Origin of the sequence: Pseudoalteromonas tunicata (assembly GCF_002310815.1) — a bacterium.
GTDB classification, from domain to species: domain Bacteria; phylum Pseudomonadota; class Gammaproteobacteria; order Enterobacterales; family Alteromonadaceae; genus Pseudoalteromonas; species Pseudoalteromonas tunicata.
Genome location: NZ_CP011032.1, coordinates 2,632,298 through 2,659,169, shown reverse-complemented (window position 1 = coordinate 2,659,169; position 26,872 = coordinate 2,632,298). Strand labels below are relative to the sequence as shown.

Here is a 26,872-nt window from a genome sequence, read left to right as displayed (position 1 = left end):
TGTAACACTTAAACAGCGTTTATGAGAACGCATTGGTGGATATTTTACTCATTTATATGATTTATTTATGGTATTGCAGGGCTGCTTTAAATAATTGCAGATGCACATTGACTAGTTGATTGATATCTCGCATGTAACCTCCGCCAATGGCGCACGCCAAAGGAATACTCTGCGCTTGGCAAAAACCAATGACTGCAAGGTCACGTTGATAAACACCCTCAAGGCTAATATTCAAATACCCTAATTCGTCTTGAGCAAAAATATCGGCTCCGGCATTATATAAAATCAAATCAGGCTGATATAAACGCGTGGCGAGGGTGAGTGCTTGTTGCACCGTGCTTAGGTATTCGTCATCGGTGCAGCCTTTATTGAGAGCAAAGTCGAGATCAGATTGCTGTTTTTTTGCAGGGAAATTTTGCTCACAATGAATTGAACAACTAATGATGTTGCTTTGCTGTTGGCTGATTTGTGCGGTGCCATCACCTTGATGCACATCACAATCAAAAATAAGCACACGTTCAACTAAGCCAAGTTCAATGCAATGCGCAGCCGCTATGGCTAAATCGTTAAAAATACAAAAGCCACTGCCAAAATCAGTAAAGGCATGATGATAACCGCCACTGAGTTGCAGCGAAAAACCGTATTTTAAGGCGATTTGTGCAGCGTTAATACTGGCCCCCACCGATAAGCAAGTGCGCTCAACTAGCTCCTTTGACCAAGGAAACCCCATTTTACGAATGGCTTTAGAGTCAAGTTCGCCAGTTAAAAATTGCATTACATACTCAGATGAATGACATAGCAGCAATTGCTGCGACGTTGCTGGCGTTGGCAGTTGAAATTGAAAATGATTTGAGTCATCAAGTGTTTTAATTGCTTCAAATAATAAGCGGTATTTTTTGATGGGAAAGCGGTGTGTGGCTGGTAAATCAAGTGTGCTGTAACAGGGGTGATAATAGCAAATCACACTCATTTTACTTTTTCTGCTCGCTGGATTTTATCTTCAATTGCACTAATGGCTTTGCGGCAGCGCCCTAATCGACCATGTATAGCTAAGATTTCAAGATTGATTTTATTTGCTTGCTCGCTGTTGGCTTTATCAAGTTGCAAGCGACGAATAGAGACCATTTCGTTAAGGCGGCGCTCAAACTCATGGTGATCTGAGAGTTCTTTATACAGCTCATGAGATGATTGCATAATTTGTTGCACGGCTTTTTTATAATACTTTTTACGTGTGGGCTGGTTTTCTTTTGCCCACACTGGCGTTGCTTTTAATACTCGAACAATGGCTTCAAGTTGTAAGGAGATTTTTTCAACGGCAAAAGTATAACTATTACGCTGGGCAATATTAGGCATGCTTTTTAAGGCATCACCAATTTCATCAACATAATCGAGCAGTAACATACTTTTGCTGCTGAACAAATGTGGATCAAACAAGCGGTGTTTATTTTGAATAAAACGGTTTTTTTCAAGTAATTTGGCATTATCAAACGCTTTAGCATCGTGCTTAAGTCGAGTGATTTGTGCTTCTAATCGTTCAATAACAGTGAGCGACATTTATAAATATGCCTCATAGGCTAATTTTAACGCCAGTAAAATGACCATAGTATTAAATAATGGGCGGATCAATTTGCTGCCAAATCGGATGGCAGAATGCGCACCTAACCAAGCACCAAACATTAAAAAAGCCCCCATGGTGATGCCAAGCAAAAAGTTAACATGGCCAAGGACAATAAAAGCGCTGAGCGAGACCACGTTACTAACAAAGTTCATTGAACGGGCTACACCACAATTGAGCAGCAGGTTCATTTTATATAAATAAGCATTGCTGGCGGTCCAAAAAGCGCCAGTGCCTGGGCCTGCAACACCATCAAAAAAGCCCAGCGCTAAACCTTGACTGATTTGTTTAGGCGCAAGGTTTGGAATATCTTTTGGCATTTCTACGGATTCACTGTGGTTTAAGCTGCCAAATAAACTGTAAATAGCTACTGAGATAATGACGATAGGAAGCAGTTTATTTAAAAAGTCAGTGCTTAGGTGATCTACAATCAAGGTGCCAATTAACGCGCCAAGGGCGGTGGCAGCAATTGATTTTTTCCAAAACGAGGGATTAAACAGCTTCTTTTTATAATAAGTCACACTGGCGGTAAGCGAACCAAAACTGGCTGCCAGTTTATTCGTGCCTAAGACTAAATGGGGTGGTAAGCCTGCGGTTAAGAGTGCAGGAACTGTGAGTAAACCGCCGCCGCCTGCAATGGCATCAATAAAGCCAGCAGCAAAAGCGACGATACAAAGAATTGTCCAAGTCATTGGATCTAAAGCAAGTTCTAACATTAATAATCTATTTGTCTTTTGAACGGCGGTAAGGAGTCGAGCATCGCTTTACCGTAGCGTTTACTAATAAGGCGCCGGTCTAAAATCACAATCCGGCCTGAGTCTTGTTCTTTGCGAAGGAGTCTACCACAGCTTTGCACTAATTTCTTAGACGCATCTGGCACAGTAATCGACAAAAAAGCATTACCACCGCGTTTTTGCACGTACTCGGCTTGTGCTTCTTCAACGGGTGAGGTCGGTACAGCAAATGGGAGCTTAGTAATGATTAAATTAGTTAAATAATTACCTGGTAAATCAAGCCCTTCAGAAAGGCCTTGAGTCCCCATTAAAATAGAGCCATTGCCGCCATCAATTTTGGTTTTGTGCAAGTTAAGTAACGCTTCTCGCGAGGCTTCACCTTGAATTAATAAGCTAAGGCCCTTTGCTCTTAAGCCTTTGGCCACTTCACCCATTTGCCAGTAAGACGAGAATAAAATTAAGTTCCCTTGTGCAGGTTCGATAAAATCAGGTAGGCAATCGATTAACATTTGGGTAAATGCTTTATCGGTAGGCTCGCAGCTTACCTTAGGTAAATGCAAGGTTGCCTGCGCGGGGTAGTCGAACGGTGAAGGCACTTTTAGGTATTTAACACCTTCTTCAGCGACCAGTCCGGCTTCAAACGCAAAGTGATCAAACGTGCCAAGCGCTGTTAAGGTTGCCGAACAAAGCACCGCACCGGCGCATTCATGCCAAAGTTTATCTTTTAGATAAAAACCAACTTCAATGGGGCAATCGGCCAGCAGGTGGTCGTTACTATTTTTGTATTCAAGTTGTTTTAACCAACGTGCATGGGGCGTGCTTTGGCTTGAATGGGTTAAGTTGTGCCACAGTTTATTAAAGTTTTCGACTCGTTGTAAATACACGCCACTTTCAGCCAAAATGGGTTCTGCAACATGGCTTTGTACATCGCCATCGCTCAGGTCTTGCGTGAGGGCCTCGTGCATTTTTCGTAGGTGTTTCATCACCAGCGATGAGGTTTCATTTAAATCTTTACTGAGTAATTGGAGTGTTTGCGGTAATTCACCATCACTAAAGCGATAGACATTATCGTCGTTGTATTCAAAGGTTTGTTCGTTTAAAAAGTCGCGTACTTTTTTTAATAGTGCTTGGCTGTCGTTGAGGGCATCGGCCAATTTAAAATTAAGACCAATAGCCCGCTGTGATGAAATGGCATTGGCGAGCTTTTGATTAAACTTACTGAGCTTTTCGAGCAACTCCATAGTGCCTTTTACGGTTCCGGAAGCGGATGAAAAATCACGGGTAATTTGTGGTAAATGGTGCGCTTCATCAATGACATAAATGCAATTGGCAGGTTCAGGTAGAATGGTGCCACCGCCTAAATCGAGATCGGCGAGTAATAAGCTGTGGTTTACAACTAATACATCCATTTGATTTAAGCGATTACGTGCTTGATGAAACGGACAGTGCTGATGGCCATTTAACTGGCGTTGACATGCATGTTTATCGCTGACAATTACATGCCAAACGGCATCTGGAATGGTATCTGCCCAGCTATCGCGATCACCTGCCCATTGATTTTTTTGATAGGCTTGTTGCAATTGTTGTAAGCACTTTTTTTCCATATCCGACAAAGGTGTGGTGCTAAGCGGAATAAACTCGAGTTGCGAAGGGGCATCTTCCAGTGCCATGGCAAGTTTTTGCGCACAAATATAACGATTTCGACCCTTAACCAAATCAAATTTAAACTCTAAGCCTGAATGTTTAGCAAAAAAAGGCAGCTCTTTTTCAATTAACTGCTCTTGCAAAGCGACTGTGGCGGTTGAGATAACGAGCTTTTGATTTTTACTCAGCGCATAAGGCAAAGCACCTAAACAATAGGCAAGGGATTTTCCGGTGCCGGTGCCGGCTTCCATTACGCAAATGCGCTGAGTTCTGTGATATTGGCCACTTAAGGTTTTGGCAATTTCGGCCACAAGGTAGTTTTGCCCTTTACGGGGCTTGTAATCACTTAAATTATCAGCAACATGTTGATGAATTTTACGAATGGATTTTTTTAGTGCATCGGAAAGCATCAAGCAGGCCTAAGTGAGTTGATAAAGAGTGACAGCGCGTATTTTAAGAGCATGCAGGGGATCGCACAAGCGCTGATCACCCACATTTAGTGTTAGCCAATTAAATTGGGAGTAACGACTTGTTTTAATGGCGTTAAATAAGGGTCAAACCCTTGCCAATGATGCAGGGCACTTTGATACAAAGGTTGGCGCACTTGCTCTGAACTTGCTGTAGCAACTGCGCGATTATTGGTATGAAAAGCAATACACGCAGGTTCTAACTCAAGTTCAAGATAGTTAAATACCGTGGCAAGGGTAGTTGGTAAGTCATTTACTAAATCTTCATAATAAATCGTTAAAATTTGGTTTGGTAATACACTGTGCCAATGATCCATCAGGCTAACATAGTGATTATGGTATAAACCAATCTGCGTTAAATCGTATGAAAAATCATGGCCTTCGGCAAAGTAATGTTTAAATAAACTCCAACCACTCGCCATGGGATGGCGCCTGACATCAATGATTTTGGCATTTGGAAATAAGGTTTTGATCAAACCCAGATGATGAAAGTTATTAGGCAATTTATCAATAAAATAGGCAGCGCCTTGGCGTAAAGGTTGTACAAAGTTCAAATATTGCTCTGCAAGTGCACCGATTTGCTTGGCTGTTAAACGGCCTAAAATTGCAGGGTAGGCGGTGTGAGCCTGTTGCGCTTGCATTGCCAGTTTTCGTGCTATCGAGACAATTTCGGTTAGCTCCATGGTGGCATCAATCTGCGAATGATTTGATAGCATCTGTTCCATCAAGGTTGAACCACTGCGAGGCATGCCAACAATAAAAATTGGTGCTTGGCTGGTATGTCCTAATAATGCGGTTTGTTTAAAGTACTCGGCAGTAAAAAAGGTGGTCTGTGAGATTGCATTGGGCGATTTGTAATGCGTTAAGGTTTTAAATTTTAATTGATTAGCTGTTTGGTAGTGCTCAAAGCTTTGTGCGTAATCGTGTTGATCTTCATAGGCTTTACCCAGTGCAAAATGCATTAAAATACGAGATTCATCTGTAAGCGTTTTTATAGTAAGTAACTTGCTAAGTTCGCTTATTTGTATTGCACTAAAACGATAGATTTTTAAGTTAGCCAAGTCCCAGTATGCTTCCCCTTGCAGCGGATTAAGTGTGATAGCCTCTAAAAAAGCGGCAACAGCTTTATCAGGCTGGCCCATGATTTTGTAGACATTACCTAAGCGAAGTTGGACTTGCGCAGGGTTGGGGTGGCAAAGACATAAATCTTGATACACATCGACAGCATCTTGGTAACGCGCCAGTTTAATTAAACACATGGCTTTAATACCGTAGGCTTCAAGGTGATAAATATCATGATCGAGTACTTGGTTGATGGCATCAAGCGCTGATTGGTATTGTTTTACCGCAAAAAGAGTGAGCGCAAATTCAACCTGATATTGGTTAATATGCGGTTTGATTTGGCATACTTGGCCACGCAGTTGCACTGCAACGTCGTCATAACCAAAATGTTGCGCTAGCTGAGCGAGTAACCTCAATACCCTAGGTTCGTTTTTTACTTGTTGTAGTAATTGACGAGCTACTTTGTCGGCGGTATTAAAGTCTCCTCGATTAAAAGCTTGCTCGGCTTGTATTAATTGCTGATTAAAGGCTGCTATTAATTCAAATTGGTGATGGCTATATTGCGCTTGTTCAATATCATTTATTGCACGGTAGCTCTTAGATAAAAGCAGCCAAGCATCGTGATGCTCAGGATAAAGTTGGCATAACTGTTTTAGCGAATGAATGGCATCACTGAATAATTGCTCTTTGTATTGTACTTTGGCTAAATCAAATACCGCCGTTAATTGTTGGGGTTGAGCTGTTAGCCAGTTTTTTAATACATTGATTTGCTGCTGTGGTGCCGCAATTTGTTGATAAAGGTTAAAATGTAGCTGCTGTGCGCCATTAAATGTTGGATAGGCTTTGATGATAGGTGTGAGCTGTTCAAGCGCCGCAAGCGCATTGTGAGTGCTTAATTGTTGCAATTGATTTACTTGGTTTATTAGAGAAAAAATATCGCTCATACCGCACCTTAAAGATAAAATTAATGCCAAATTAATAGCCTTGCGTTGTTATTTAATCAGAACTTACCCATGATAGCGAATTGTTAATACTACAAAGTACCATAACAAATACCACTTATTTTTAAGGATTTTACTTGTCAGAACTAATTACTGTTGAAGGGTTTGTATTAACTAAACAGCAACTGAAAACCAAATACGGTTTTGCGTTGTGCTATTGGTTAACATCTGATTTAGGGCCTATTCAAGTTATGGTTGAGCAGCAAGAAGCGGTTTTTTTTGTGCTAAGTTCTGATTTACTCCAAATTTTAGCCTTGCTCAAAAGCGAAAATATTTTGCTACGCACTCAGGCGCTTGGACTAAAAAGTTTTGATCAACAAGCAATTTCGGGTTGCTACTTTTCAACACTTCATGGGTTTTATCAGGCGAAAAAAATCATTCAACAGGCTGGTTTTAGACTTTTTGAGGCAGATGTGCGCCATTGCGACCGTTTTTTAATGGAACGCTTTATTCGTGGTTCTGTTTTAGTGCAAGGCCAAGCTATTAAAAAACAAGGATATTTAACGCTTCAACAAGCAAAAATGAAGCCTTCAACTTATCAGCCAAATTTTTCGGTGGTGTCGCTTGATATTGAATGCAGCGGCCAAGGGATTTTGTTTTCGGTTGGGCTTTATAGTGATGATTTTGATGTTGTTATTATGGTTGGAGCGCCTCAACATTCAGAGCAAAATATTGTTTGGGTCAGTGATGAAGAGCAATTACTGGTGCAACTACAACGCTATTTTGTTGAACGTGACCCCGATGTGATTATTGGTTGGAACGTGATTGATTTTGATATGTCACTTTTATATCGCCGCGCAGAACAATTGGGGGTGCCACTGTATTTAGGGCGTGCGCAACAAGCAATGCAACTGAGCGAACGGGCAGTTGGCAAGTTATTATTACCAGGAAGAGTGGTGCTTGATGGTATCGATACCTTAAAAAATGCGACCTATCATTTTAATAGCTTTAGCTTAGCAAGTGTTGCTGAACAATTGATTGGTGAGAAAAAACTGATAGAAAGTGATGATCGTTTGGCTGAAATTGAGCATCAATTTAAATACGACAAACTCGCTTTGGCCAAATATAATTTAAAAGATTGTCAGCTGGTATGGGATATTTTTAAGCAAGAAAAATTGATTGATTTTGCTATTCTTCGTACACAGTTAACGGGATTAGAACTTGAACGCCAAGGGGGATCGGTTGCAGCATTTGTAAATTTGTATCTACCCTTGATGCATCGCAGTGGGTATGTTGCGCCCAATCTAGGTGATCACAACCATCATTTTAATAGCCCAGGTGGCTATGTGATGAATTCACAGCCGGGTTTATATCAAAATGTCATCGTACTTGATTTTAAAAGTCTTTATCCGTCAATTATTCGTACTTTTTTAATTGATCCTATTGGCATGGTTGAAGGTTTGTTAGCACCAACGCAAAGTATTGCGGGGTTTCATGATGCTTATTTTTCTCGCACAGCGCATCATTTGCCTAATTTAATTGCGACGCTTTGGCAAGCACGGGACGTGGCCAAGCAGCAAAAAAACAAAATGCTATCCCAAGCAATAAAAATCATTATGAATAGCTTTTATGGTGTTTTGGGCTCAACGGGGTGTCGTTTTTATGATCCTCGGTTGTCAAGCTCCATTACCTTGAGAGGGCATGAGATTATGCTGGCCACCCGTGCCGAAATTGAACGTTTGGGGTATCAGGTTATTTATGGTGATACTGACTCTACTTTTGTGCAATTGGCGAGTGAACTCAGTGCTGAAGAATGTAAAAAAATAGGTTTTTTGTTACAAAAAAAGATTAACAATTTTTGGTGCGATTATTGCGAAAAAAAGTACAAAATTGCTAGTTACCTCGAAATTGAATTTGAAACTTTGTACAGTCCGTTCTTTATGCCAACCATTAGAGGCAGTTTAGAGGGATCAAAAAAGCGCTATGTAGGTCAAGTCTCAGATGCAAACGGCGATCATTTGGTGTTTAAAGGCATGGAAACGGTACGCAGTGATTGGACTGAGCTGGCACGTGAGTTTCAGTACAATTTATTTACATTGATATTTGCGGGTGACTCAGTAGAAGTCTATATAAAACAAGTGATTAGTGATTTAATGGCTGGGAGGTTAAATCATTTACTGTTGTATAAAAAGCGTTTAAGGCAACATTTGTCTGAATATGTAAAAAACATCCCTCCACATGCGCAAGCGGCCCAAAAAATGAGTATGAAATATCCCGAAAAAACGCCAAAACGTGGTCAGTGGATTGAGTACGTTATCACATTAGATGGGCCAGTTGTGGCAACAGAAAAGCCGCTTAAACTCAATTTGCAGCACTACCTTGAAAAGCAGTTACAACCAATAGCAGATTCAATTCTGCCTACCCTAAATATGAGTTTCGCTCAATTTTTAAGCGGTCAAGTAAATTTATTTGAAAATTGACAGTTTTTTTTTGTAACCTCTCGCGTACAGTTGGATTACATGAAAAAACAAATGTTAGTTTTAAATTAATTAATTAAAATCATAAGGTTAATTTAATTGGTTGTTTCTTTTGATTTGTATATTCTTTGTTTCAAAGTGTGTATGTTTCGAAATAGGTGATGCTAAAGTGTTAATTATTTATAAACGGATGTTGACCGAACTTTCACCTTATGTTTAATATCTCCCTCGGATAATGAGCTCGACTCGAAAATCGTTATTAAGTTCACTTAATTAACAAAAAAATTAATCGCACCGTAAGAGTGTGGTCCAGGGAGAAATCTAAATGTTAAATAATAAACTAACCAAAGCAGTTCGCTTAGCGATTGCTTATGGTGCTGCATCAACAGCAGTGTTTGCTACCAATACTTTTGCAGCAGAAGAAGGTGCAGAAGCGGTAGAGCGTATCGAAGTAACTGGTTCTCGTATCAAACGTACTGATATGGAATCTGCAAGCCCAGTACAAATTACATCTCAAGAAGAAATCGCGCTTTCTGGTTTCACTCGTATCGAAGATATGATGAACAGCTTACCTCAAATCGAAGCTTCTGAGACTGCATTCCAAGCTAATGGTGCATCTGGTACAGCAACACTAGATTTACGTGGCCTAGGTTCGAATCGTACGTTAGTGCTTATCAATGGCCGTCGTATGCAAGCGGGTGGTGTAAACAGCCAAGCGCCAGATATCAATCAAATTCCAGCCTCATTAGTTAAGCGCGTTGAAGTGTTAACTGGTGGTGGTTCTTCAACTTACGGTGCTGACGCGGTTGCAGGTGTTGTAAACTTTGTAATGAACGATGATTTTGAAGGCTTTGAAATCAGTGTTGGTGGCTCTGCTTACCAACATAACAACGATAACAAATACATCCAAGGTCTAATGGATAAAAAAGGCTTTGAGTATCCAAAAGGTAACTCAGGTTTAGATGGTTCTTCGTTAGACTTAGACATCACACTTGGTGGTGATTTTGACGGCGGTAAAGGCCATGCAGTTGGTTATATCACGTACAAAAAACAAAATGAATTACGCCAAGCTGCGCGTGACTATTCATCATGTGCATTAGATGGCCCAGGTACATCGTGTGGTGGTTCTGGCAATGCAGTTGTACCAAACTTCTACATTGGCGGCTTAGATGCAAATGGCGGCTTTAACTGGGATGACTACGAGTACTGGACACTTGATTCAGGTAGTGATGCATTTAAACCATCTGTAGGAAACAGCTATAACTATGCACCAATTAACCACTTTATGCGCCCGGATGAGCGTTTCACATTTGGTACATTCTTAAACTACGAAATCAACGATCATTTCCGTCCATACATGGAAATGATGTTCATGCGTGACCGTACAACGGCTCAAATCGCAGAATCTGGTACGTTCTTTAATGACCAATACGACATTCCAGTAAATACGCCATTATTAAGTGATACTCAGCGTCAACAATTGATGGATCGTTTCGGTTTAGGTATTGATGATACGTTCTCTACTTATATCGGTAAGCGTAATACTGAAGGTGGCCCACGTGCAAGCAGCATCGAGCATAACGCATTTCGTTTAGTTGTTGGTACTGAAGGTGAAATCAATGATAACTGGACGTATGATTTCTCAATGCAATACGGTTCTACGTCATCATCTGAAGCATATTTAAATGACTTCTTTGGTCCACGTATCAAAACAGCACTTTCTGCAAATGACGAAAGCTGTGCTGCAACTGCAGGCTGTATCCCTTACGAAGTATTCACTTATCAAGGTATTTCACAAGAGTCAGCTAAAGCACTAACCGGTGTTGCTGTAAAAAATGGTGTGACTGAGCAAATCGTAATCGGCGGTTATGTAACGGGTGAGTTAGATTTAACTGTACCTAGTGCGGATGCTCCAATTGCTGTGGTATTAGGTTCTGAGTACCGTGAAGAAAACTACGAACGTATTACTGATGAAGTATATGCTCAAGGTTTATTACTAGGTCAAGGTGGCGCAACTAAGAGCTTAACTGGTGGTTATGACTTAACTGAATTCTATGGTGAAGCAAGTATTCCATTAGTATCAGGCGCTCCAATGGTTGAGCAATTAACTATGGAACTTGGTTACCGTTATTCTGATTACAGCACTACTGGTGGCGTAGATACGTATAAAGTAGCATTCGATTGGACTCCAATGGATGACTATAAAGTACGTGCAAGTTATAACCGTGCGGTACGTGCTCCTAACGTAGCTGAGTTATTCTCTGAGCAATCGAAAGGTTTATGGGGTGGTAACGACCCATGTGCCGGTGCATCACCACAATTAAAACAAGAAGAATGTGCTAGAACAGGTGTAAGTGCTGCTCAATATGGTAACGTATCTAAGAGCCCTGCAAACCAATACAATGGTTTATTTGGTGGTAACCCAGACCTGCAACCTGAAGTTGCAGATACCATGTCATTTGGTATCGTTGCACAACCGATTGATAACTTAAATTTCTCAATCGATTACTGGGATATCGAACTTGAAGAAGTTATTGGTAGTGTTGGCCCAGAGTTAACAGTTACACAGTGTGCGTTAACAGGTAATTCAGCGTTCTGTGATAACATCACTCGTAGTGGTAACGGAAGCTTATGGATAGGTACTGGTATTGTTAAAGCAACATCTGTAAACTTAGCCAGCCGTCATTGGGAAGGTGTGGATGTTAGTGCAAACTACAATGCTGAAATCATGGGTGGTAACTTCAACGCTAAGTTAATTGGTACATACATGCTAAGCAAAGAGTACGAGCCGTTACCTGGTACTCCAACAGCTAACTATGATTGTGTTGATAATATCAGCACTGATTGTTTCGCAACTCCAGAGTGGCGTCACACTGCAACATTTAGCTATGACACTGGTTCTTTCTGGACTGCACAGCTTAAATGGCGTTATTTTGGCTCAGTAGGTTATGATGGCACTACCGATAAGCTTCTAGAAGCGGACGGCGGCATTTCATCACAAAGCTACTTTGACCTTAAAGGTTCATTCGAAGTTAACGATCATGTTGGCGTGTTAGTGGGTGTGAACAACATCTTTGATAAAGAGCCGCCATTAGTTGGTGGTACATTATCAACAAATGCGAATGCGGTATCTGGCTTCTATGATTCACTAGGTCGTTATGTGCATGCGAGCGTAACTTTCCGTTTCTAATTTGAACGGAAGACTTAAAAAGCGAGCTTAGGCTCGCTTTTTTGTTTTTTAAAGATTTAACTGAGAGTGTATTGAGTGTTAAAACAAGCAAGCGATTTAATTAAAAATAAGCAATTTAAACAAGCTGAAATTTTACTTGAGCATGGGCTTGTTAATTTATCTATTGAAGATCAAGAAATAGCGCTGCAGTTTCTGGCAAAAATAGCCTTTGCAGAGCAACACATTGAAAAATCGATACGTTATTTACAGCAACTCATAAATAGAACTCCGGATAATTTTGCATACGTGAATGCGTTAACAGAGCTTTTTTTAAAACAAAATGATTTGGCAAATGTTTGTCAGTGTCATGCAAACTTCGTAAAGTTAAATCCAAAAAATGAAATAGCACTATTCAACGCCGGTTATTATCACAAACAATTTGGTTTATTTAAACTCGCTTTAGTCTTTTATCAACAAGCACTCGATTGTGGTATTAATCAACCTGAAGAGGTTTATTTAAACATGGCGGTTATAGAATCTGATCATTTATTTGATGACGAACAAGCTATTTTTTATTTAGAGCAGGCATTAAAAATAAATCCTAATTATATAAGTGCACTAATGAATTTAGCTAACTTATATGAGCAACTTGGAAATAAAGAATCCTGTATCTCTACTTTTTTAAAGGTACTTAAAGTTAAACCTGATCATTATGAAGCCTTGGCTCGAATAATAGATGCAACAAAATATACTGATAGTTTAGCGCCTGAGTTACTTCAAGCAGAGAAACTATTAAAAGAAGAACAACTTGATGCGAGTGTGCGATGTGATTTAAGTTATGCACTGGGTAAAGCATATGATGATTGTCAACAGTATGACAAAGCTATTACTTATTATCATCAAGCAAACCAAACCAATAAACAGATAGTTCCTAAGTTTGATAGAATGAAACACCGCCAGTATATCGATAGTATTATTGAAGTATTTTCATTGAATAATACAGTTAGAGTACCCACTGAAAATGAAATAAAGCCGGTTTTTATTTGTGGTATGTTTCGTTCTGGCTCAACATTACTCGAACAAATTTTAGCAAGTCACTCAGAAGTGATTACCAGTGGCGAACTAGATTTCTTTCCTCGCTACATAGCACAAAACTTGAAAAATTATCCTGCGGATGTGACTTTTATAAATCATGATAATTTGAATGAACTCGCTGAAAAATACCAAGAACTAATTAAAAATATTAATTTGAAAAATAGTTATATTACCGATAAAAGACCAGATAACTTTTTGCTTATTGGATTAATTAAACAAGTATTTCCTCAAGCAAAAATTATCTGGACACAGCGTAATGAACTTGATAATTGTTTATCGGTTTATTTTCTTCGCCTAGGTGCTGCTATGAATTATGCAACTGACTTAGAGGATATTCAGTTCTATTATAAAGAGCAATTGCGTTTAAAGCAGTTTTGGCAAAACAAATTTCATGAAGATATGACTACCGTTGATTATGATCAATTGATAAAAACACCAGAACAGGAAATCACAAAAGTACTGCATTTTTTAGGCTTGGAATGGCAAGCGCAATGTTTGCGATTTTTTGAGCAAAAAAACAGTGTTAAAACCGCAAGTGTGTGGCAGGTTCGAAAACCTTTATACAGCAGCTCTTCAGGGCGTCACCAGCATTACTTGCCTTATCTAAATCAACTTATTGAGGGCTAATATCTACAGGTGCAGTTAAGCGAGTTTGTAATGAATTAAAAGGCTGCGTACCATGCCACATATAACTTGGAAACAGCACAACAAATCCAGACTGTGGACAAATCATTCGTCCAATGTGTTCGTCCTCACCTAGCTCTAATGCAGTTTCGCCAAATTTGACCCAACCAGCTTTGGTTGGATCATTGGCATTAATTTCTTTTGGAACATTTATGTAACTAGGTCCAGAAATCCAACCAAGAGGGTGGACATGATTACTATGAAAACCTCCGCTATTAAGTTTCACCGACCAGCTACCTTCAAAGCTAAACTGCCCGCGATTACGCGACAGTAAAGGATGTGTTGGGTCAGTCGGCAATTGGTTTAAATAAACGTGAGCTGCTTTTGTGAGCAAGTGTTTATATTCTTGTATAACTGTAAGTTTTTTATTTAATAAGTTACCGATAGTTTGGGTGCCTTGCCGTACACTTTGGTCTAACGGCTGATTTTTACCGGTATGCAAGCTTATTAAAGTATCCGAAAGCTCATGTAAGAAATGAGCTTGAGAGTCATAACCTGATGGATAGCCCAAATTGATAGGTTGAATAAATTGCTCATAATTATTTAACCAATTATGTTTTGGATTATTGAGCAAGCGCCAACAAATCCCTTTATAAGCCCATAATTCTTGATTAAAAAAATGTAGGTTACTTAAAGGCTCTAATATTGACAGTGCTTGAAGGTATTTTTTTTGTTTAATTAATAAATTAGCAAAATCAATTTGCAACCTTAAATTACCTGGGTCGGCCAACGCGGCTCGAGCGTAAAAGTCATTAGCCTTGGCTTTATCACCTAAACGATCTGCAATAACTGCTTGTAGATGAGTAAAGCCTGAGGTGTTAATGATTGAGTTGGGCAATAGATTTAATTCAACTTGAGCTTGCTCAAATTGATTGGCTTGAATCTGCTGAGCTATTTTTGAGTAACTCAGTTGGGCCGATGGTACAGTGTTTTTTAATATCTCGTAGCTTGTAAGAAAGAGTGCTTGTTGGTCTTGTTCCCAATAAAGTTTGTTTAAGGCTTCATGGGCTGCAATATTTTCGGGAGAAAAAATGAGCGCTTGTTTTAAAAAGTACTCAGCTTCTTTATATGCTTGTTGGTCGTAATAGATACAGCCAGTTAAAAAAGCAATTTCAGAGTTTTGGGGTTGTTGAATAGTGATTTGCTGCAAAAATGAAAGTGCGAGAGGGTATTGTTCAAGCTCTCTTAGCACACACACATAGTTAATTTGGCAAAAATAATCACTCGGGTCATGCGCTAAACAAACTCTAAACAATGCTTCTGACTGGTTAAACTCCAAACAGTTCTGCAGTATTTTAGCTTTAATTTTTAATAGTTTTTGCGGTTGGGCTCGTTTTTCAATCTCACTGTCAATTAGATTTAACGCCGCAGATAAATTGCGCTCTTTGCTAAGTAGCAAGGAAAAATTCACTTTTACATCTGAGAACTCAGGATCAAGCTTTAAAGCAATAGAATAATGCTTTTTGGCAAGCTGATTATCGTTCAAATTCGCTAATAAATTTGCAAAGTTAGCGTGAATATTAGCATTATTGGACCCATATTTAACCGCAATCTCAAAATAATACCTACTTTTATCTAATTTATTTTTTGCCTTATTAATCAATGCTAATAAATGAAATATCTCGCAGTTTTTTATTTGTTTGGTCAGTTGTTCACAGATACTCTGAGCAAGATCATACTCTTTGTTTTGAAATGCAGTAACAGCTGCTTGAAATGAGCGAGAGAAAGACATTAATAGATGTTCCAAAAATAATAAAATGAAGCAAAAAAGACACAATCAAAACAACTTATTTACCGATTTTACAAATATGTTACCTTAATTGGGTTTATATTTCATAAAATATTAATTTTTTTTACGCTTAATAGTGAGATAATGATAAATATTTTCTGTTAACACTTTATTATTATAAAGTCCTGTTTATAGCGCTTTAATGACACATTCAGCAGTAACATTTGTAAATATTATGTTTTTAAAGTTTACTGATGTCGCAAATGCTAAATAAAAAGTTTCTTATTGAAGAAACATCGAGTTGACACAGCTAAAGGCATTTAGCATTATTGGTAAGTTGACGCCTCTATAAAAGAAGCGTTGGTTCTGGTTGAGTTTTAATCAGTTTTAAATTCTAAAAAGTAACATTACTTAATTGGTTGGGAACTATGTCTGTTAAAATCAGAAAGAGTCTTGTAGCAACTGCGTTGGTTGGCGCATTTGCATTTGCAAGCAACAGTGTGATGGCAGATCCATTGAATGAACTTCACAAAGCGGAAGATGTAATTCATAAGGCTGCTGTAAAGTCGCAAGCAAAAGTGGATAACACTTTTGATCAAACTCAAGAATTAATTTCTGAATTCCGTTTAGTTGTTGATGAAAGAGAAATTCTTAAAGTCTATAACGATCACGTTGCAAATTTGGTTGCTGACCAAAATGCAGGGATTGAATCGTTTAATCGTCAAATTGCGACGATCGACAAAACAAAACAAAACGTTGTGCCTTTGATGTATCGCATGATCGATACGCTTGAGCAATTCATCAAAGCGGACGTTCCTTTTGAAACTGAAAAGCGTCTTGATCGTGTAACACGTTTACGTGAAACAATGATTAATTCGTCAGTAACGACATCTGAAAAGTACCGTCAAGTACTTGAAGCTTACTTAATTGAGAAAGATTACAGCTCAATCGTTGCTTCAGGCCAAGGTTCTTTAAAATTAGATGGCCGCGAAATTACAGTTGATTTCGGTCGTGTAGGTCGCGTTGCTTATGTTGCTCAGTCACTAGATATGAAACATGCTTGGGTATGGAATAATACTACTAAATCATGGGATGCATTAGGTGAAGAATACCTTAAACCTGTGAAAGAATTAATCCGTATGTCACGCAAACAAGCGTCATTCGATCTTGTTAAACTTCCAATCTTTGGCGCGGAGTAATACTAATGAAGAAACTTTTTAAAGGTTTTGCTGTTGCGGCAGTGCTATCTGTTTCTGCAGGTGTTGCGTTAAACGCTCATGCGAACACAGTTGCTTTAGATCAAATCCTAGAGCAAGTTAAGAAAGACCGTATTTCTGAAGGCAAAATTAATCAGCAACGTGAGCAAGAGTTTTTATCTGCACGCTCTGATAAACAAGCCCTATTAAACAATGCTAAACGTGACCTTGCTGCTGAAAAAGCACGTGGTGAGCAGCTTAAAAAGCAATATGCTCAAAACGAATTAACATTAGCTTCTAAAGAGCAAGAACTTGAAACAGCTAAAGGTACTTTAGGTGAGATGTTCGGTGTTGTTCGCCGTGCTGCATCAGAGACTATTGGTTCAATCGAAGCATCTGTAGTAAGTGCTCAATTCCCAAATCGTGAAGAAGTATTGCGTTCATTAGCTGCGGCTAAAGAGCTTCCTACTACTCGTGAACTTGAAGAGCTATGGATTGGTTTACAAACTGAAATGACTGAATCAGCAAAAGTTGCTACTTTTGATGTTGAAGTTGCTCAGTTAGATGGCGCGACAAGTGTTAAATCAGTAACACGTATCGGTACGTTCAACTTAGTAAGTGAAGATGGATATTTAATTTATCATCCAGAAACTAAGCAAGTACAGCCTTTAGGTCGTCAACCAGATGCATTCGTAACAGACAGTGCAAACGCTTTACGTAAAGCAGCTCCTGGTAGCTATGTAGGTTTCTACTTAGATCCAACTCGTGGTTCAATTTTGCGTCTTAATACGCAAAAAGCGACACCAGAAGATCGTTTCCACCAAGGTGGTGAAGTAGGTTACATCATTGCTGTATTATTAGTAATTGGTTTCATTATCGCACTAGTGCGTTTAATTGACCTTTCATTAGTATCAAGCAAAATGAAGTCTCAACTTAAAAACGCTGGTACGCCGAATACAAATAACCCATTGGGCCGTATTCTTAAAGTTTACCATGACAACAAAAACCAAGATGTTGAAAATCTAGAGCTTAAACTAGACGAAGCAATTTTACGTGAAACACCACGTATTGAAGCTGGTATCAATATCATCAAGATCTTCGCTGCTATCGCACCGTTATTAGGTCTATTGGGTACTGTTGTTGGTATGATCGATACGTTCCAACAAATCACATTATTTGGTACTGGTGATCCTAAGATCATGGCTGGTTCAATCTCTATGGCGCTTGTAACAACGGCTCTAGGTTTGATCGCTGCATTACCATTAATTTTATTACACGCTGTTGTTCATGGTCGTAGCAAGTCAATTGTTCACGTACTTGAAGAGCAAAGTGCAGGTATCATCGCCGCTCACGCGGAGAAGGAGAAAGCCTAATGCTATTCCTGATAGAGCTTTGGGAATCTGTCAGGGATTTTGTGGCAACAGGCGGCCAAGTTCTTTATGTGGTCGCAATAGCACTCTTTCTTATGTGGGTATTAATGATTGAGCGTTATTGGTTCTTAACTGCAGAGTTTCCTCGTATGAGAAACAGTATTGTTGCAAGTTGGGACGCCCGCCAGGATACAACATCCTGGTATGCACACAGAATCCGTGATGCATGGATTTCTGACGCGGCTGAAAAATTAAATCAGCGTATGTTGTTGATAAAAACATTAGTTGCTATCTGTCCATTAATTGGCTTGCTAGGAACTGTAACGGGTATGATCGCTGTTTTCGAAACAATGGCAAACCAAGGTACAGGTAACGCACGTTTAATGGCAGCTGGTATTTCAATGGCTACTATCCCAACAATGGCTGGAATGGTTGCGGCACTGTCTGGTGTTTTCTTTAGTACACGTCTTGAAGCTAAGGCAAAAGTGGCTAAAGCAAAACTAGTAGATAGTCTGCCTCATCACTAGAGAGAGAGTTTAATATGGCACGTAAACAACGTTTCCGTGAAGACGAAGACGCAGCAGTAGATATGACACCGATGCTTGACATCGTATTTATCATGCTGATTTTCTTCATCGTTACGACTTCATTCGTTAAAGAAGCGGGTATTGAAGTCAACAAACCAAAAGCAGCTCAGGCTAGCAAGCAGAAAAATGCAAACATCTTTATTGCTGTTCGTAGCAATGGGGAAGTTTGGATTGATAAGCAGCAAGTCGACGTTGAACGTGTTGCTGCTAAGATTGAAAGTTTACTTGCAGAACAACCTACAGACGTTGTAATTATCCAAGCGGATAAAGAAGCGAAACATGGTGTTGTTGTTAAAGTAATGGACGCAATCAAAGCAACTGGTGACTTAAGAATATCAATAGCTGGAGATCAGTGATGATTCGTTTTCTGTTTTCACTTTTAGCAGGTGGGGCAGTTACTTTCGGCTTGTTCTTTTTTATGGCATATCTTATCTCCGGTGGAGCGGATCGTGCCCAAAATGACCAAGAGCAAATCATAGTCGAAATTATGACGAATCCACCTGAATCCAAGGTGCAGGAGCGTAAGCGTGTTCCGCCTCCGCCGCCTCCACCGCCGAAGCAGCCGCCTAAACCGCAGCCGCCTCAGCCGGAAAATAGCAACCCAAATGTGGGTGGTTTAACATTTAATATGCCTACCATTAATACTGGGGGTATGAGCGGTGGGTTAAGTGGCCCAGGTGCTTTTGGTCGCGACGGTGATGCAACACCTATCGTTCGAATTGAACCAAAGTATCCGCCACAAGCTGCTCGAGATGGTAAAGAGGGTTGGGTACAGCTTTCATTCTCAATTGATGAGCTTGGTGGGGTTGTTGATATCGAAGTTATCGATGCAGAACCAAAACGCCTTTTCGATCGTGAAGCAAAACGTGCACTTTCGAAATGGAAATACAAGTCAAAGATTGTTGATGGTAAGCCAATTAAACAAACTGGTCTTCAAGTTCAACTTGATTTTAAACTGAACCAAGAACAAAACAACTAAGGAGGAATGGAATGAAAAACTTATCTAAAGTAACAGCTCTTGCACTTCTTATGACTCTTGGTGCTGGTTTCACTGCAACCGCAGTGATGGCTAAGCCTGATTACGCAGAAATTGAAAAGCGTAAAAAAGCTAAGACGCAAATCATGGGTGAGCGAGTTGGTAAGAAAGTATCTAAAGCATTTGAGTTATTTCAAGCAGAACCACAAGATGTACCTGGTGCACTTGCAATTTTAAATGAGATTACAACTTCAGATAGTTTTGATGGTGCGATGGTTGATTATTATCTTGGACAAATGAATGTCCAAATTGATAAACATGACTTAGCTGTCAAACACATCAAAAAAGCTGTAGATGCTAACGCACTAAACTTTAAAGACCATGCTCAGGCGATGCGTTTACTTGGTGATTTGTACTTAAATAATAAAAAGTATAAAGAAGCAAAAGAAATCTATCTTGCTTGGATGGACTATACCGGGGAAGAGGATGCTAATGTTTATCTTCGTTTAGCTCAGTCTTCATATGAGTTAAAAGAATTTAAGCAAGTTATAGCCCCTGCTGATCGCGCCATTGATCTTCTGAAAGATAAAACACCAAATAAAGGTGCTTTTGATCTTAAAATCGCTTCTTACGTCGATTTAAAAGATTTTAAAAGTGCGGTGAAAGTATCTGAAGAAGTGTTAAAAACATGGCCAGATCAACCAAAATCTTGGACTAACTTAGGTCGTTTCTATATGCAGGTTGAGGACTTTCCAAAAGGTCTTTCTGTAATGGACATCGCCTATAAAAATGGTTATTTAGAAACTGAAACTGATTATCGTGTTTTATCTAACTTATATTCTTTAAATGATATTCCTTACAAAGCAGCTGTAACGCTTGAAAAGGCATTAAAAGAAGAAAAAGTAAAACCTAATAAAACTAATCTTCAGGCTTTAGGTAGCTATTATCATCAGTCTAAAGAGTTCCCAAAAGCGGTTAAGTATTATCAAGAAGCTGCGGCGATTGATAATGATGCAGAGTTGTATCGTAAAGCCGGTGCTTTGTTGCTTCAAACTGAGAAATTCCCTCAGGCTGTAGTAGCACTTAATAAAGCACTTGAGCTTGGTTCAACTAAACTTGGCAATATTTATACTGATTTAGCGGAAGCGTATTTCTATCAGGAAAAATATAAGCAAGCACATACTGCTATCTTAAAAGCGATGGAAGATCCTGCAACAGCTAAATATGCCAAAGGTTGGGCTGGTTTTATCAAAGATAAAGCCGCTCGCAAAGGCGTTAAAATTTAAATGTTGAATTAAAAAAGCCCCGAAAGGGGCTTTTTTTATAGCTAAAAAAATACTAATGGTGAGTAATGGTTTTAATTTTATAACAGTTAATACCCTCATCCTCAGCAGCTTTTAAAGTCAGGGCCGTTTGCTCAAAAATATTTTCAACATTAAAAGAATTGTCTGGAGCAAGATTGATTGCCCCATAATTCATATTCAGACCAGTAAATTTATTGTGAAGCGCAGACTTTATTCGGTTAATAATAATGTCGGTACCATTGTTGTCTAAACCAAAAAGACCAAGTGCAAAAAACGATTCATTAAAGCGACATACTATATCGGTACTTCGTAACGTTTGATTACGAACGATATTGGCAAGTTCAATGAATTGAGTTTTTTGCTGTTCATCTTTTAGGTTTACATGGGGGTTTAAAAACATAATTGTTAACGAATCTTGATCTCGAATTAAACGATGCCATTCACGGACAAATACTTCCATAAAGTAGGCCTGATTGTATAATCCAGTTTCTGGATCTTTAAAAGATGCATTTTGAAAAGAAAAAATCATAATTAATTCACACCCAAATAATACTACTCATCTATAAGGTTAGATTATCTTGCAAAAATTTACTCCTGTATTATTGATTTTATTACTGCTTATTGTCACAGGCTGTAGTGATAATAAAACTCCGAATCCGAATCCGAATCCGAATGAAGATAACTTGATTGAACAACTTCAACAAAATAATGCTTTGTTGGAAAAATATGGTCAACAGCAAGATGTAATAAGCTATCCGTTTTCTCAAGCATATTTAACTAAACGTCATGAACTATATCAGCAACTAAAAAAACAAGGGGTCAATAATTACTCTGCCGACCAGCTTGATTACTTGATTATTGAAGAGCGCTTTGCGGAGCGATTTTTTATGTGGCCACCGTATGCAGCAGTTATTTCGAACTGGCTAACATTGAGAGAACGTAATGCTGAACTTTCAGTCGCAGAAACTGAACAGGTTGAACTTACACAATGGATATTGCTCGCTCAAAAAACACTAATGCAACGTTATGATGAAAAGTTAATTTTGGATAAAATCCACTTGCATCGTTTGCAATATGAGATAAAACAGTCAATTAGTCAGTTTAAGCGGGCTTTCATTAATCCAACAGCCGTTAATGTTGCTCTTATCCAATCACTTGAAGGTTTTGCTGATTATTTATCAAATTACCGCGCTCGAAACTCGCTTGCATTATCTCAGCAGCCTAATGGCGCAAGCTGGTATCAAGCCAAATTAAATTATTATGGAAATACAGTTAAATCACCCGCGCAGTGGTTTAATGCAACGACTCAAACATTATCTGCTTTAGGGATCACAGTGTTACCAAAAGGCACATTGCCAGCTAAAATTTTCCACGATGATAGATTATTAAATAATTGGTTTTTAGAGTTATTTCCAATTACTTCGCGTTCGAAAGGGCTAGATTGGCGTCACTCTTACGTTGATATAGTATCGACGCTTAGTCAAAGCGAACAATCCAAAGTCACGCCACAATTGCATTTTGTTGCAGCTGTGTTGGCGCAAGTAGACATAGGCATTCATTATCAAGTTTGGACACAACAACATGCCCGTAATGTGCTGCAAACACAACTTGGTTTAGACAGTATCAGTGCAGATAAAATAATTGAATACACAGTACTTTACCCTGGAGTGTTACTAAGTCCATTTGCCTTAAATAGCTCAGTTACTTTTTAGCGCAAGATGCGCAGCGTTGCTCGGTTGGATCGTTTTCTAACCGAGCTAATTCAATTATTTCTTCACAATCTGCGCAGTAACCAAACTGACCGATATCAAATTGGCATAATGCAGCTTCGATTCGGTTAAGTTTGGCGATAAGTTCATTAAAATGGGGCGAGACTTTATGTTCAAGCAGTTCGACCCAATTTTCGTTTGAGCTTGATTTTAAGTGAACTGCAAGCTGTTGCTCTATTGCTGTATCAGAATCAGTGAGTTGCTTAAGCAATAAATTCTGTAACTCAATTAGCTCATGGTTCAATCTATCTTTGAATGCATTTAATCTGGCAGCCATTGGCAACATCTCCTGTATTTAATGACAAGATTATAGGTTGGCCTATGGCTGAGCTGGTATGATTTGAATCAACTCAAAGTGAGTTAGCGTGTTTCTTCACAATATCCAATACGTGTTGATTGTCGTGTAAGGGTTTTATCTCTTCAAATAGAAGGTGAGCCCCTTGATACTTAAGTTTCAAATACGCTAACCATTGTTTAGTGCGAGAAGCAAAGTACTGTGTATTCTGGTCGCCACAACTGTGCATACCCGACGCTAATATATGTTGGAGTAATTTATTCCACTGCAAAGGTTGATAAGTCTCATCTTGATTATGCATTTTGATTTGTTTAGCTAAATCTGGCTGAGCTAATGCACCACGGCCGAGCATTACATCATCACAGCCACTTCTGATTTTGCACAAAGTGTAATCTTCTACCGACCAAACTTCGCCGTTAGCGATGGTTTTTAGATTTGAACTGTTTTTGAGAGGCTTTATTTTTTCCCAATAAGCGGGTGGGCGATAGCCATCTTTTTTAGTTCGTGCATGAATTGCAATACTTGATGCCTTTGCACTGACAACAGCATCAAATATCTCTTGGCTTAAACTATCATCGTCAAAGCCTAAGCGTACTTTGGCTGTGACTTCATGATGAGCTGGCACCGCATCTCTTACAGCCTTTACAATTTGATAAATTACTTCAGGCTCTTTAAGAAGTACTGCGCCACCTTTATTTTTCATGACCGCTTTGGCTGGGCAGCCAAAATTTAAATCGACACCATGAGAGCCAAGTTCAACAGCGCGCACAGCATTTTCACTTAACCAATCTGGGTCTTGACCTAATAATTGAATTCGTACCGGTGTGCCAGAGCGCGTCAATCCGGCTTGATTGAGCTCAGCGCAGTAGCGATAGAATACTCTAGGAGGTAAGAGCTGGTCGACGACGCGAATAAATTCTGTGACACATAAGTCAAATCCGCCTAGATCAGTTAATAACTGGCGCATTTGAAAATCGACAACTCCTTCCATCGGAGCAAGTATTAGTTTCATTTAATTAGATAAGGCAAATAAATTTGGCGCATTATACCCAAGCCTTGCGACTATGCCAGTAACAGATAGAGGTAGTCGTTTTTTATTGGTCAATATTTAATTCTGAGCAAGGCGATTAGAATTAATTTGAAAAAATTAATATTTAATAACATAGTGTTAATGCTAATTGAGTTAAATAATTAATTTTATTTGAAATATAAATATTTAGATTCAGGTCTTATTCATTAGTCAGATTCATAATGCATGTATTAACAACAAGAGAGAACCCTATGAAAAATTTAAAAAAGAACTCAGTAGCTTTAACTATTGGAGCGGTTGTAATTGGTGCGTCAGCATTAAGCTCACTTAATGTTAATGCTAACCCATTTGAAATGAACGCAATGGTAAGCGGTTACCAACTTGATGCTGCTGAAGGTAAATGTGGTGAAGGTAAGTGCGGTGAGAATAAAAAAGCTGAAAAAGAAGGTAAATGCGGCGAAGGTAAATGTGGTGAGAATAAATCTGCTGAAGCTAAAAAAGCTCATAAAGAAGGCAAGTGTGGCGAAGGTAAATGCGGTGGCGATAAAAAAGTAGCTAAAGAAGGCAAATGTGGTGAAGGTAAAGCTGCTGATGCTAAAAAAGCCCATAAAGAAGGTAAGTGCGGCGAAGGTAAATGCGGCGGTGATAAAAAAGCAGCTAAAGAGGGCAAGTGTGGCGAAGGTAAAGCTGCAGATGCCAAAAAAGCTCATAAAGAAGGCAAATGCGGTGAAGGTAAATGCGGTGGCATGAACTAAGCTCTTAAGTAAATTAAAATTGGTCAGCATTGCTGACCATTTGTTTTTATGGCTTTAAAAAGGAGCGCCTGTGTTAAAAAATTGTCATTTTGGCCATGCCGGTTTAGGCTTAAGACGAGAGATGCTTGATGATATGTTAAGCCTGAATGTTAATCGTCCTGACTTTTTAGAAGTAGCGCCAGAAAACTGGTTAGTGCTTGGTGGTAAATTTGCAAAGCAATTTAAAAAACTTACTGACGAATATAATTTTGTATGCCATGGTTTATCACTTTCATTAGGTTCTCCTGATCCACTTGATATTGAATTTATTTACCAGCTAAAAGATTTTTTTAAAACCCATTCAATTAAGTTGTACAGCGAACATTTGAGTTACTGCTCGGGTAATGGCCATATGTACGATTTAATGCCTATCCCGTTTACCAAACAATCAGCCGATTATGTTGCAGGGCGTATTTGCCAAGTACAAGATATTCTTGAACAAAAAATAGCAATAGAAAACGTGTCATATTATGCCGCCCCCGGACAGGTTTTATCTGAAATTGAATTTACTAATCGAGTACTCGAGCAAGCAGATTGTCATTTATTACTTGATGTAAATAATATTTATGTGAACTCAATTAATCATGGTTATGACGCGGAGCAATTTTTAAAAGCACTACCGTCAAACCGCATTGTATATGGCCACATAGCAGGGCATTACAACGAGGCTGCAGATTTAATTATTGATACACATGGTGATGATGTAATTGAACCAGTTTGGCAGTTATTAGAGAAGGCATATCAATTTCACGGCGTCTTTCCGACTTTATTAGAACGTGACTTTAATTTACCGCCGTGTGATGAGTTATTGCAAGAGGTTGAGCGAATTCGTACTATTCAAGCAAAATATTTGCGCCAAGAGTGCTTATTATGACGAATTTTAAATTAATTCAGCAGCAATTTATGGCACATATTCGTAACCCTGAACATCAACCGGCGCCTGAGGGCATTGAAGACCGCAGGTTAAATATTTATCGCGAATTATTTTTTAATAATGTTGAAGGTTTTTTAGCATCGGGATTTCCAGTGTTAAAGTCGCTTTATAGCACGCCAGAGTGGCACCAATTAGTGCGTGCTTTTTTTAGTACACATCAATGTGAGTCGCCATATTTTTTGCATATCGCGCAAGAGTTTTTAGACTTTTTAAGTCAAGAGTATCAGCTGCTACCTTCTGATCCGGTTTTTTTAATTGAATTAGCCCATTATGAATGGGTTGAATTGGCCTTATCGATAGAAGCTGCAGATGAGAGTGAACGACCTTTATCAGGCGAACAAATTGACACTCACCCTTTATATTTAAGCCATTTAGCGTGGAATTTAAGTTATCAATATCCAGTGCAATTTATCAGCGCGCAAAACAATGATCCTGAGCCTGTAGCACAAGGCAACTATATTGTAGTGTATCGAGATGGTGATGATGAAATCCAATTTTTAGCAATTAACGTCATGACTGCCTTACTGCTGCAACAATTACAACAACAGCCTGGTATCGGTTTTACTGATTTATGTGAGCAATTAGCATCTCAAGCCACACAATTGCCCATTAATGTGATTCAAACAGGTGCAAAACAAATACTTACGCAGTTACTTGGGTGTAAAATTGTTGTTACCCGTTAGAAAATTACGATTGTGACTTTATTAACCATGAAGCTTGCACTATCATTGCGCGGTCGTTGTCGTGTTTAATTTAGAGGTAGTAAAATGGCACATAAAGGTGAATTTAAAGATCCATTTAACATCAAATACTTTTTAGCATTTTTGGTTGTATTTGCTGGTGTTGGCTGTTTAAATGCAATTTTAGGTTGGTTTAAAGTATTATCGGTATAATTAATATTCATTTTATTTGAATACTGCATAAATACTTTGAAATAGGCTGCTTTGGCGGCCTTTTTTTATGTTGATAAGAAAGCTAGGCATTCGTTTTTGAGTGAAAA

The 26,872-nt window shown here is 38.9% G+C and carries 23 protein-coding genes; 14 read left to right on the top strand and 9 right to left on the bottom strand.

Features of this window, described 5'->3' with window-relative positions:
- Positions 1–61 precede the first annotated feature (61 nt).
- From PTUN_RS12135 to PTUN_RS12115, 5 genes are all read right to left on the bottom strand, one after another.
- Entirely contained in the window at positions 62–970 is a 909-nt protein-coding gene (locus tag PTUN_RS12135; RefSeq protein WP_009837202.1) for a histone deacetylase family protein, read from the bottom strand.
- Positions 967–1,554, bottom strand: coding sequence for a primosomal replication protein (locus tag PTUN_RS12130; protein WP_009837201.1), 588 nt, complete (start codon positions 1,552–1,554; stop codon positions 967–969). Before PTUN_RS12130 ends, PTUN_RS12135 begins: the two co-directional genes overlap by 4 nt.
- A complete protein-coding gene (locus PTUN_RS12125; RefSeq protein WP_009837200.1) occupies positions 1,555–2,331 on the bottom strand; it encodes a TSUP family transporter in 777 nt (258 codons plus the stop codon).
- Complete coding sequence (gene dinG / locus PTUN_RS12120; RefSeq protein WP_009837199.1) at positions 2,331–4,403, bottom strand: ATP-dependent DNA helicase DinG; 2,073 nt, start codon at positions 4,401–4,403, stop codon at positions 2,331–2,333. The genes PTUN_RS12125 and dinG overlap by 1 nt, the downstream gene beginning before the upstream one ends.
- 92 nt (positions 4,404–4,495) lie before the next feature.
- Complete coding sequence (locus tag PTUN_RS12115; RefSeq protein ID WP_009837198.1) at positions 4,496–6,466, bottom strand: tetratricopeptide repeat-containing sulfotransferase family protein; 1,971 nt, start codon at positions 6,464–6,466, stop codon at positions 4,496–4,498.
- Positions 6,467–6,600: 134 nt separating this feature from the next.
- Here PTUN_RS12115 and PTUN_RS12110 point away from each other — a divergent pair, with 134 nt between their 5' ends.
- The 3 genes from PTUN_RS12110 (at position 6,601) to PTUN_RS12100 (ending at position 13,831) form a co-directional block, all read left to right on the top strand.
- A complete protein-coding gene (locus PTUN_RS12110; protein WP_009837197.1) occupies positions 6,601–8,943 on the top strand; it encodes a DNA polymerase II in 2,343 nt (780 codons plus the stop codon).
- A 322-nt stretch (positions 8,944–9,265) separates the two neighbouring features.
- Positions 9,266–12,130: a TonB-dependent receptor domain-containing protein gene (locus tag PTUN_RS12105; RefSeq protein ID WP_009837196.1), complete on the top strand. Its 2,865-nt coding sequence runs from the start codon at positions 9,266–9,268 to the stop codon at positions 12,128–12,130.
- A gap of 75 nt (positions 12,131–12,205) precedes the next feature.
- Positions 12,206–13,831, top strand: coding sequence for a tetratricopeptide repeat-containing sulfotransferase family protein (locus PTUN_RS12100; protein WP_009837195.1), 1,626 nt, complete (start codon positions 12,206–12,208; stop codon positions 13,829–13,831).
- Here PTUN_RS12100 and PTUN_RS12095 read toward each other — a convergent pair.
- Positions 13,818–15,620: a putative 2OG-Fe(II) oxygenase gene (locus PTUN_RS12095; RefSeq protein ID WP_009837194.1), complete on the bottom strand. Its 1,803-nt coding sequence runs from the start codon at positions 15,618–15,620 to the stop codon at positions 13,818–13,820. The genes PTUN_RS12100 and PTUN_RS12095 overlap by 14 nt on opposite strands.
- A 425-nt stretch (positions 15,621–16,045) precedes the next feature.
- Here PTUN_RS12095 and PTUN_RS12090 point away from each other — a divergent pair, with 425 nt between their 5' ends.
- From PTUN_RS12090 to PTUN_RS12065, 6 genes are read left to right on the top strand one after another with little or no spacing between them, the layout of a single operon-like run.
- Positions 16,046–16,816, top strand: coding sequence for a DUF3450 domain-containing protein (locus PTUN_RS12090; RefSeq protein WP_009837193.1), 771 nt, complete (start codon positions 16,046–16,048; stop codon positions 16,814–16,816).
- A gap of 5 nt (positions 16,817–16,821) precedes the next feature.
- On the top strand, positions 16,822–18,186 hold the full coding sequence (locus PTUN_RS12085) for a MotA/TolQ/ExbB proton channel family protein (RefSeq protein ID WP_009837192.1): 1,365 nt from the start codon (positions 16,822–16,824) through the stop codon (positions 18,184–18,186).
- Entirely contained in the window at positions 18,186–18,710 is a 525-nt protein-coding gene (locus PTUN_RS12080) for a MotA/TolQ/ExbB proton channel family protein (protein WP_009837191.1), read from the top strand. The genes PTUN_RS12085 and PTUN_RS12080 overlap by 1 nt, the downstream gene beginning before the upstream one ends.
- A gap of 14 nt (positions 18,711–18,724) precedes the next feature.
- Positions 18,725–19,126: an ExbD/TolR family protein gene (locus tag PTUN_RS12075; RefSeq protein WP_009837190.1), complete on the top strand. Its 402-nt coding sequence runs from the start codon at positions 18,725–18,727 to the stop codon at positions 19,124–19,126.
- Positions 19,126–19,749: an energy transducer TonB gene (locus PTUN_RS12070; RefSeq protein WP_009837189.1), complete on the top strand. Its 624-nt coding sequence runs from the start codon at positions 19,126–19,128 to the stop codon at positions 19,747–19,749. The genes PTUN_RS12075 and PTUN_RS12070 overlap by 1 nt, the downstream gene beginning before the upstream one ends.
- An 11-nt stretch (positions 19,750–19,760) precedes the next feature.
- Positions 19,761–21,032 carry a tetratricopeptide repeat protein gene (locus PTUN_RS12065; protein WP_009837188.1) on the top strand — a complete coding sequence of 424 codons (1,272 nt, stop codon included), beginning with the start codon at positions 19,761–19,763 and terminating at the stop codon, positions 21,030–21,032.
- 52 nt (positions 21,033–21,084) lie between these two features.
- Here PTUN_RS12065 and PTUN_RS12060 read toward each other — a convergent pair whose 3' ends face one another.
- The gene (locus PTUN_RS12060; protein ID WP_009837187.1) at positions 21,085–21,579 is read right to left on the bottom strand and encodes a GGDEF domain-containing protein; all 495 of its coding nucleotides are present in this window, start codon (positions 21,577–21,579) and stop codon (positions 21,085–21,087) included.
- 49 nt (positions 21,580–21,628) lie between these two features.
- Between PTUN_RS12060 and PTUN_RS12055 the strand changes: the two genes are divergently transcribed.
- Positions 21,629–22,762: a hypothetical protein gene (locus PTUN_RS12055; protein WP_009837186.1), complete on the top strand. Its 1,134-nt coding sequence runs from the start codon at positions 21,629–21,631 to the stop codon at positions 22,760–22,762.
- Here PTUN_RS12055 and PTUN_RS12050 read toward each other — a convergent pair.
- Both PTUN_RS12050 and PTUN_RS12045 read right to left on the bottom strand, forming a co-directional pair.
- Positions 22,752–23,096 carry a TraR/DksA family transcriptional regulator gene (locus PTUN_RS12050; protein WP_040643700.1) on the bottom strand — a complete coding sequence of 115 codons (345 nt, stop codon included), beginning with the start codon at positions 23,094–23,096 and terminating at the stop codon, positions 22,752–22,754. The genes PTUN_RS12055 and PTUN_RS12050 overlap by 11 nt on opposite strands.
- A 73-nt stretch (positions 23,097–23,169) precedes the next feature.
- Entirely contained in the window at positions 23,170–24,126 is a 957-nt protein-coding gene (locus tag PTUN_RS12045; RefSeq protein ID WP_040643632.1) for a tRNA-dihydrouridine synthase, read from the bottom strand.
- Positions 24,127–24,395: 269 nt separating this feature from the next.
- Here PTUN_RS12045 and PTUN_RS12040 point away from each other — a divergent pair, with 269 nt between their 5' ends.
- From PTUN_RS12040 to PTUN_RS22455, 4 genes are all read left to right on the top strand, one after another.
- Positions 24,396–24,899, top strand: a complete 504-nt coding sequence (locus tag PTUN_RS12040; protein ID WP_009837183.1) for an HvfA family oxazolone/thioamide-modified RiPP metallophore — start codon at positions 24,396–24,398, stop codon at positions 24,897–24,899.
- Positions 24,900–24,969: 70 nt separating this feature from the next.
- Positions 24,970–25,812, top strand: coding sequence for an HvfB family MNIO-type RiPP peptide maturase (locus PTUN_RS12035; RefSeq protein ID WP_009837182.1), 843 nt, complete (start codon positions 24,970–24,972; stop codon positions 25,810–25,812).
- On the top strand, positions 25,809–26,555 hold the full coding sequence (locus PTUN_RS12030; protein WP_009837181.1) for an HvfC family RiPP maturation protein: 747 nt from the start codon (positions 25,809–25,811) through the stop codon (positions 26,553–26,555). Before PTUN_RS12035 ends, PTUN_RS12030 begins: the two co-directional genes overlap by 4 nt.
- An 84-nt stretch (positions 26,556–26,639) precedes the next feature.
- Entirely contained in the window at positions 26,640–26,765 is a 126-nt protein-coding gene (locus PTUN_RS22455; protein WP_009837180.1) for a hypothetical protein, read from the top strand.
- The last annotated feature ends 107 nt before the right edge of the window (positions 26,766–26,872 follow it).

Coding starts and splice junctions, on each gene's coding strand:
- dinG (WP_009837199.1), bottom strand. CDS start 4,403: ATGCTTTCCGATGCACTAAAAAAATCCATTCGTAAAATTCATCAACAT.
- PTUN_RS12070 (WP_009837189.1), top strand. CDS start 19,126: ATGATTCGTTTTCTGTTTTCACTTTTAGCAGGTGGGGCAGTTACTTTC.
- PTUN_RS12075 (WP_009837190.1), top strand. CDS start 18,725: ATGGCACGTAAACAACGTTTCCGTGAAGACGAAGACGCAGCAGTAGAT.
- PTUN_RS12040 (WP_009837183.1), top strand. CDS start 24,396: ATGAAAAATTTAAAAAAGAACTCAGTAGCTTTAACTATTGGAGCGGTT.
- PTUN_RS12090 (WP_009837193.1), top strand. CDS start 16,046: ATGTCTGTTAAAATCAGAAAGAGTCTTGTAGCAACTGCGTTGGTTGGC.
- PTUN_RS12085 (WP_009837192.1), top strand. CDS start 16,822: ATGAAGAAACTTTTTAAAGGTTTTGCTGTTGCGGCAGTGCTATCTGTT.
- PTUN_RS22455 (WP_009837180.1), top strand. CDS start 26,640: ATGGCACATAAAGGTGAATTTAAAGATCCATTTAACATCAAATACTTT.
- PTUN_RS12060 (WP_009837187.1), bottom strand. CDS start 21,579: ATGATTTTTTCTTTTCAAAATGCATCTTTTAAAGATCCAGAAACTGGA.
- PTUN_RS12130 (WP_009837201.1), bottom strand. CDS start 1,554: ATGTCGCTCACTGTTATTGAACGATTAGAAGCACAAATCACTCGACTT.
- PTUN_RS12030 (WP_009837181.1), top strand. CDS start 25,809: ATGACGAATTTTAAATTAATTCAGCAGCAATTTATGGCACATATTCGT.
- PTUN_RS12045 (WP_040643632.1), bottom strand. CDS start 24,126: ATGAAACTAATACTTGCTCCGATGGAAGGAGTTGTCGATTTTCAAATG.
- PTUN_RS12105 (WP_009837196.1), top strand. CDS start 9,266: ATGTTAAATAATAAACTAACCAAAGCAGTTCGCTTAGCGATTGCTTAT.
- PTUN_RS12135 (WP_009837202.1), bottom strand. CDS start 970: ATGAGTGTGATTTGCTATTATCACCCCTGTTACAGCACACTTGATTTA.
- PTUN_RS12080 (WP_009837191.1), top strand. CDS start 18,186: ATGCTATTCCTGATAGAGCTTTGGGAATCTGTCAGGGATTTTGTGGCA.
- PTUN_RS12050 (WP_040643700.1), bottom strand. CDS start 23,096: ATGGCTGCCAGATTAAATGCATTCAAAGATAGATTGAACCATGAGCTA.
- PTUN_RS12065 (WP_009837188.1), top strand. CDS start 19,761: ATGAAAAACTTATCTAAAGTAACAGCTCTTGCACTTCTTATGACTCTT.
- PTUN_RS12095 (WP_009837194.1), bottom strand. CDS start 15,620: ATGTCTTTCTCTCGCTCATTTCAAGCAGCTGTTACTGCATTTCAAAAC.
- PTUN_RS12125 (WP_009837200.1), bottom strand. CDS start 2,331: ATGTTAGAACTTGCTTTAGATCCAATGACTTGGACAATTCTTTGTATC.
- PTUN_RS12115 (WP_009837198.1), bottom strand. CDS start 6,466: ATGAGCGATATTTTTTCTCTAATAAACCAAGTAAATCAATTGCAACAA.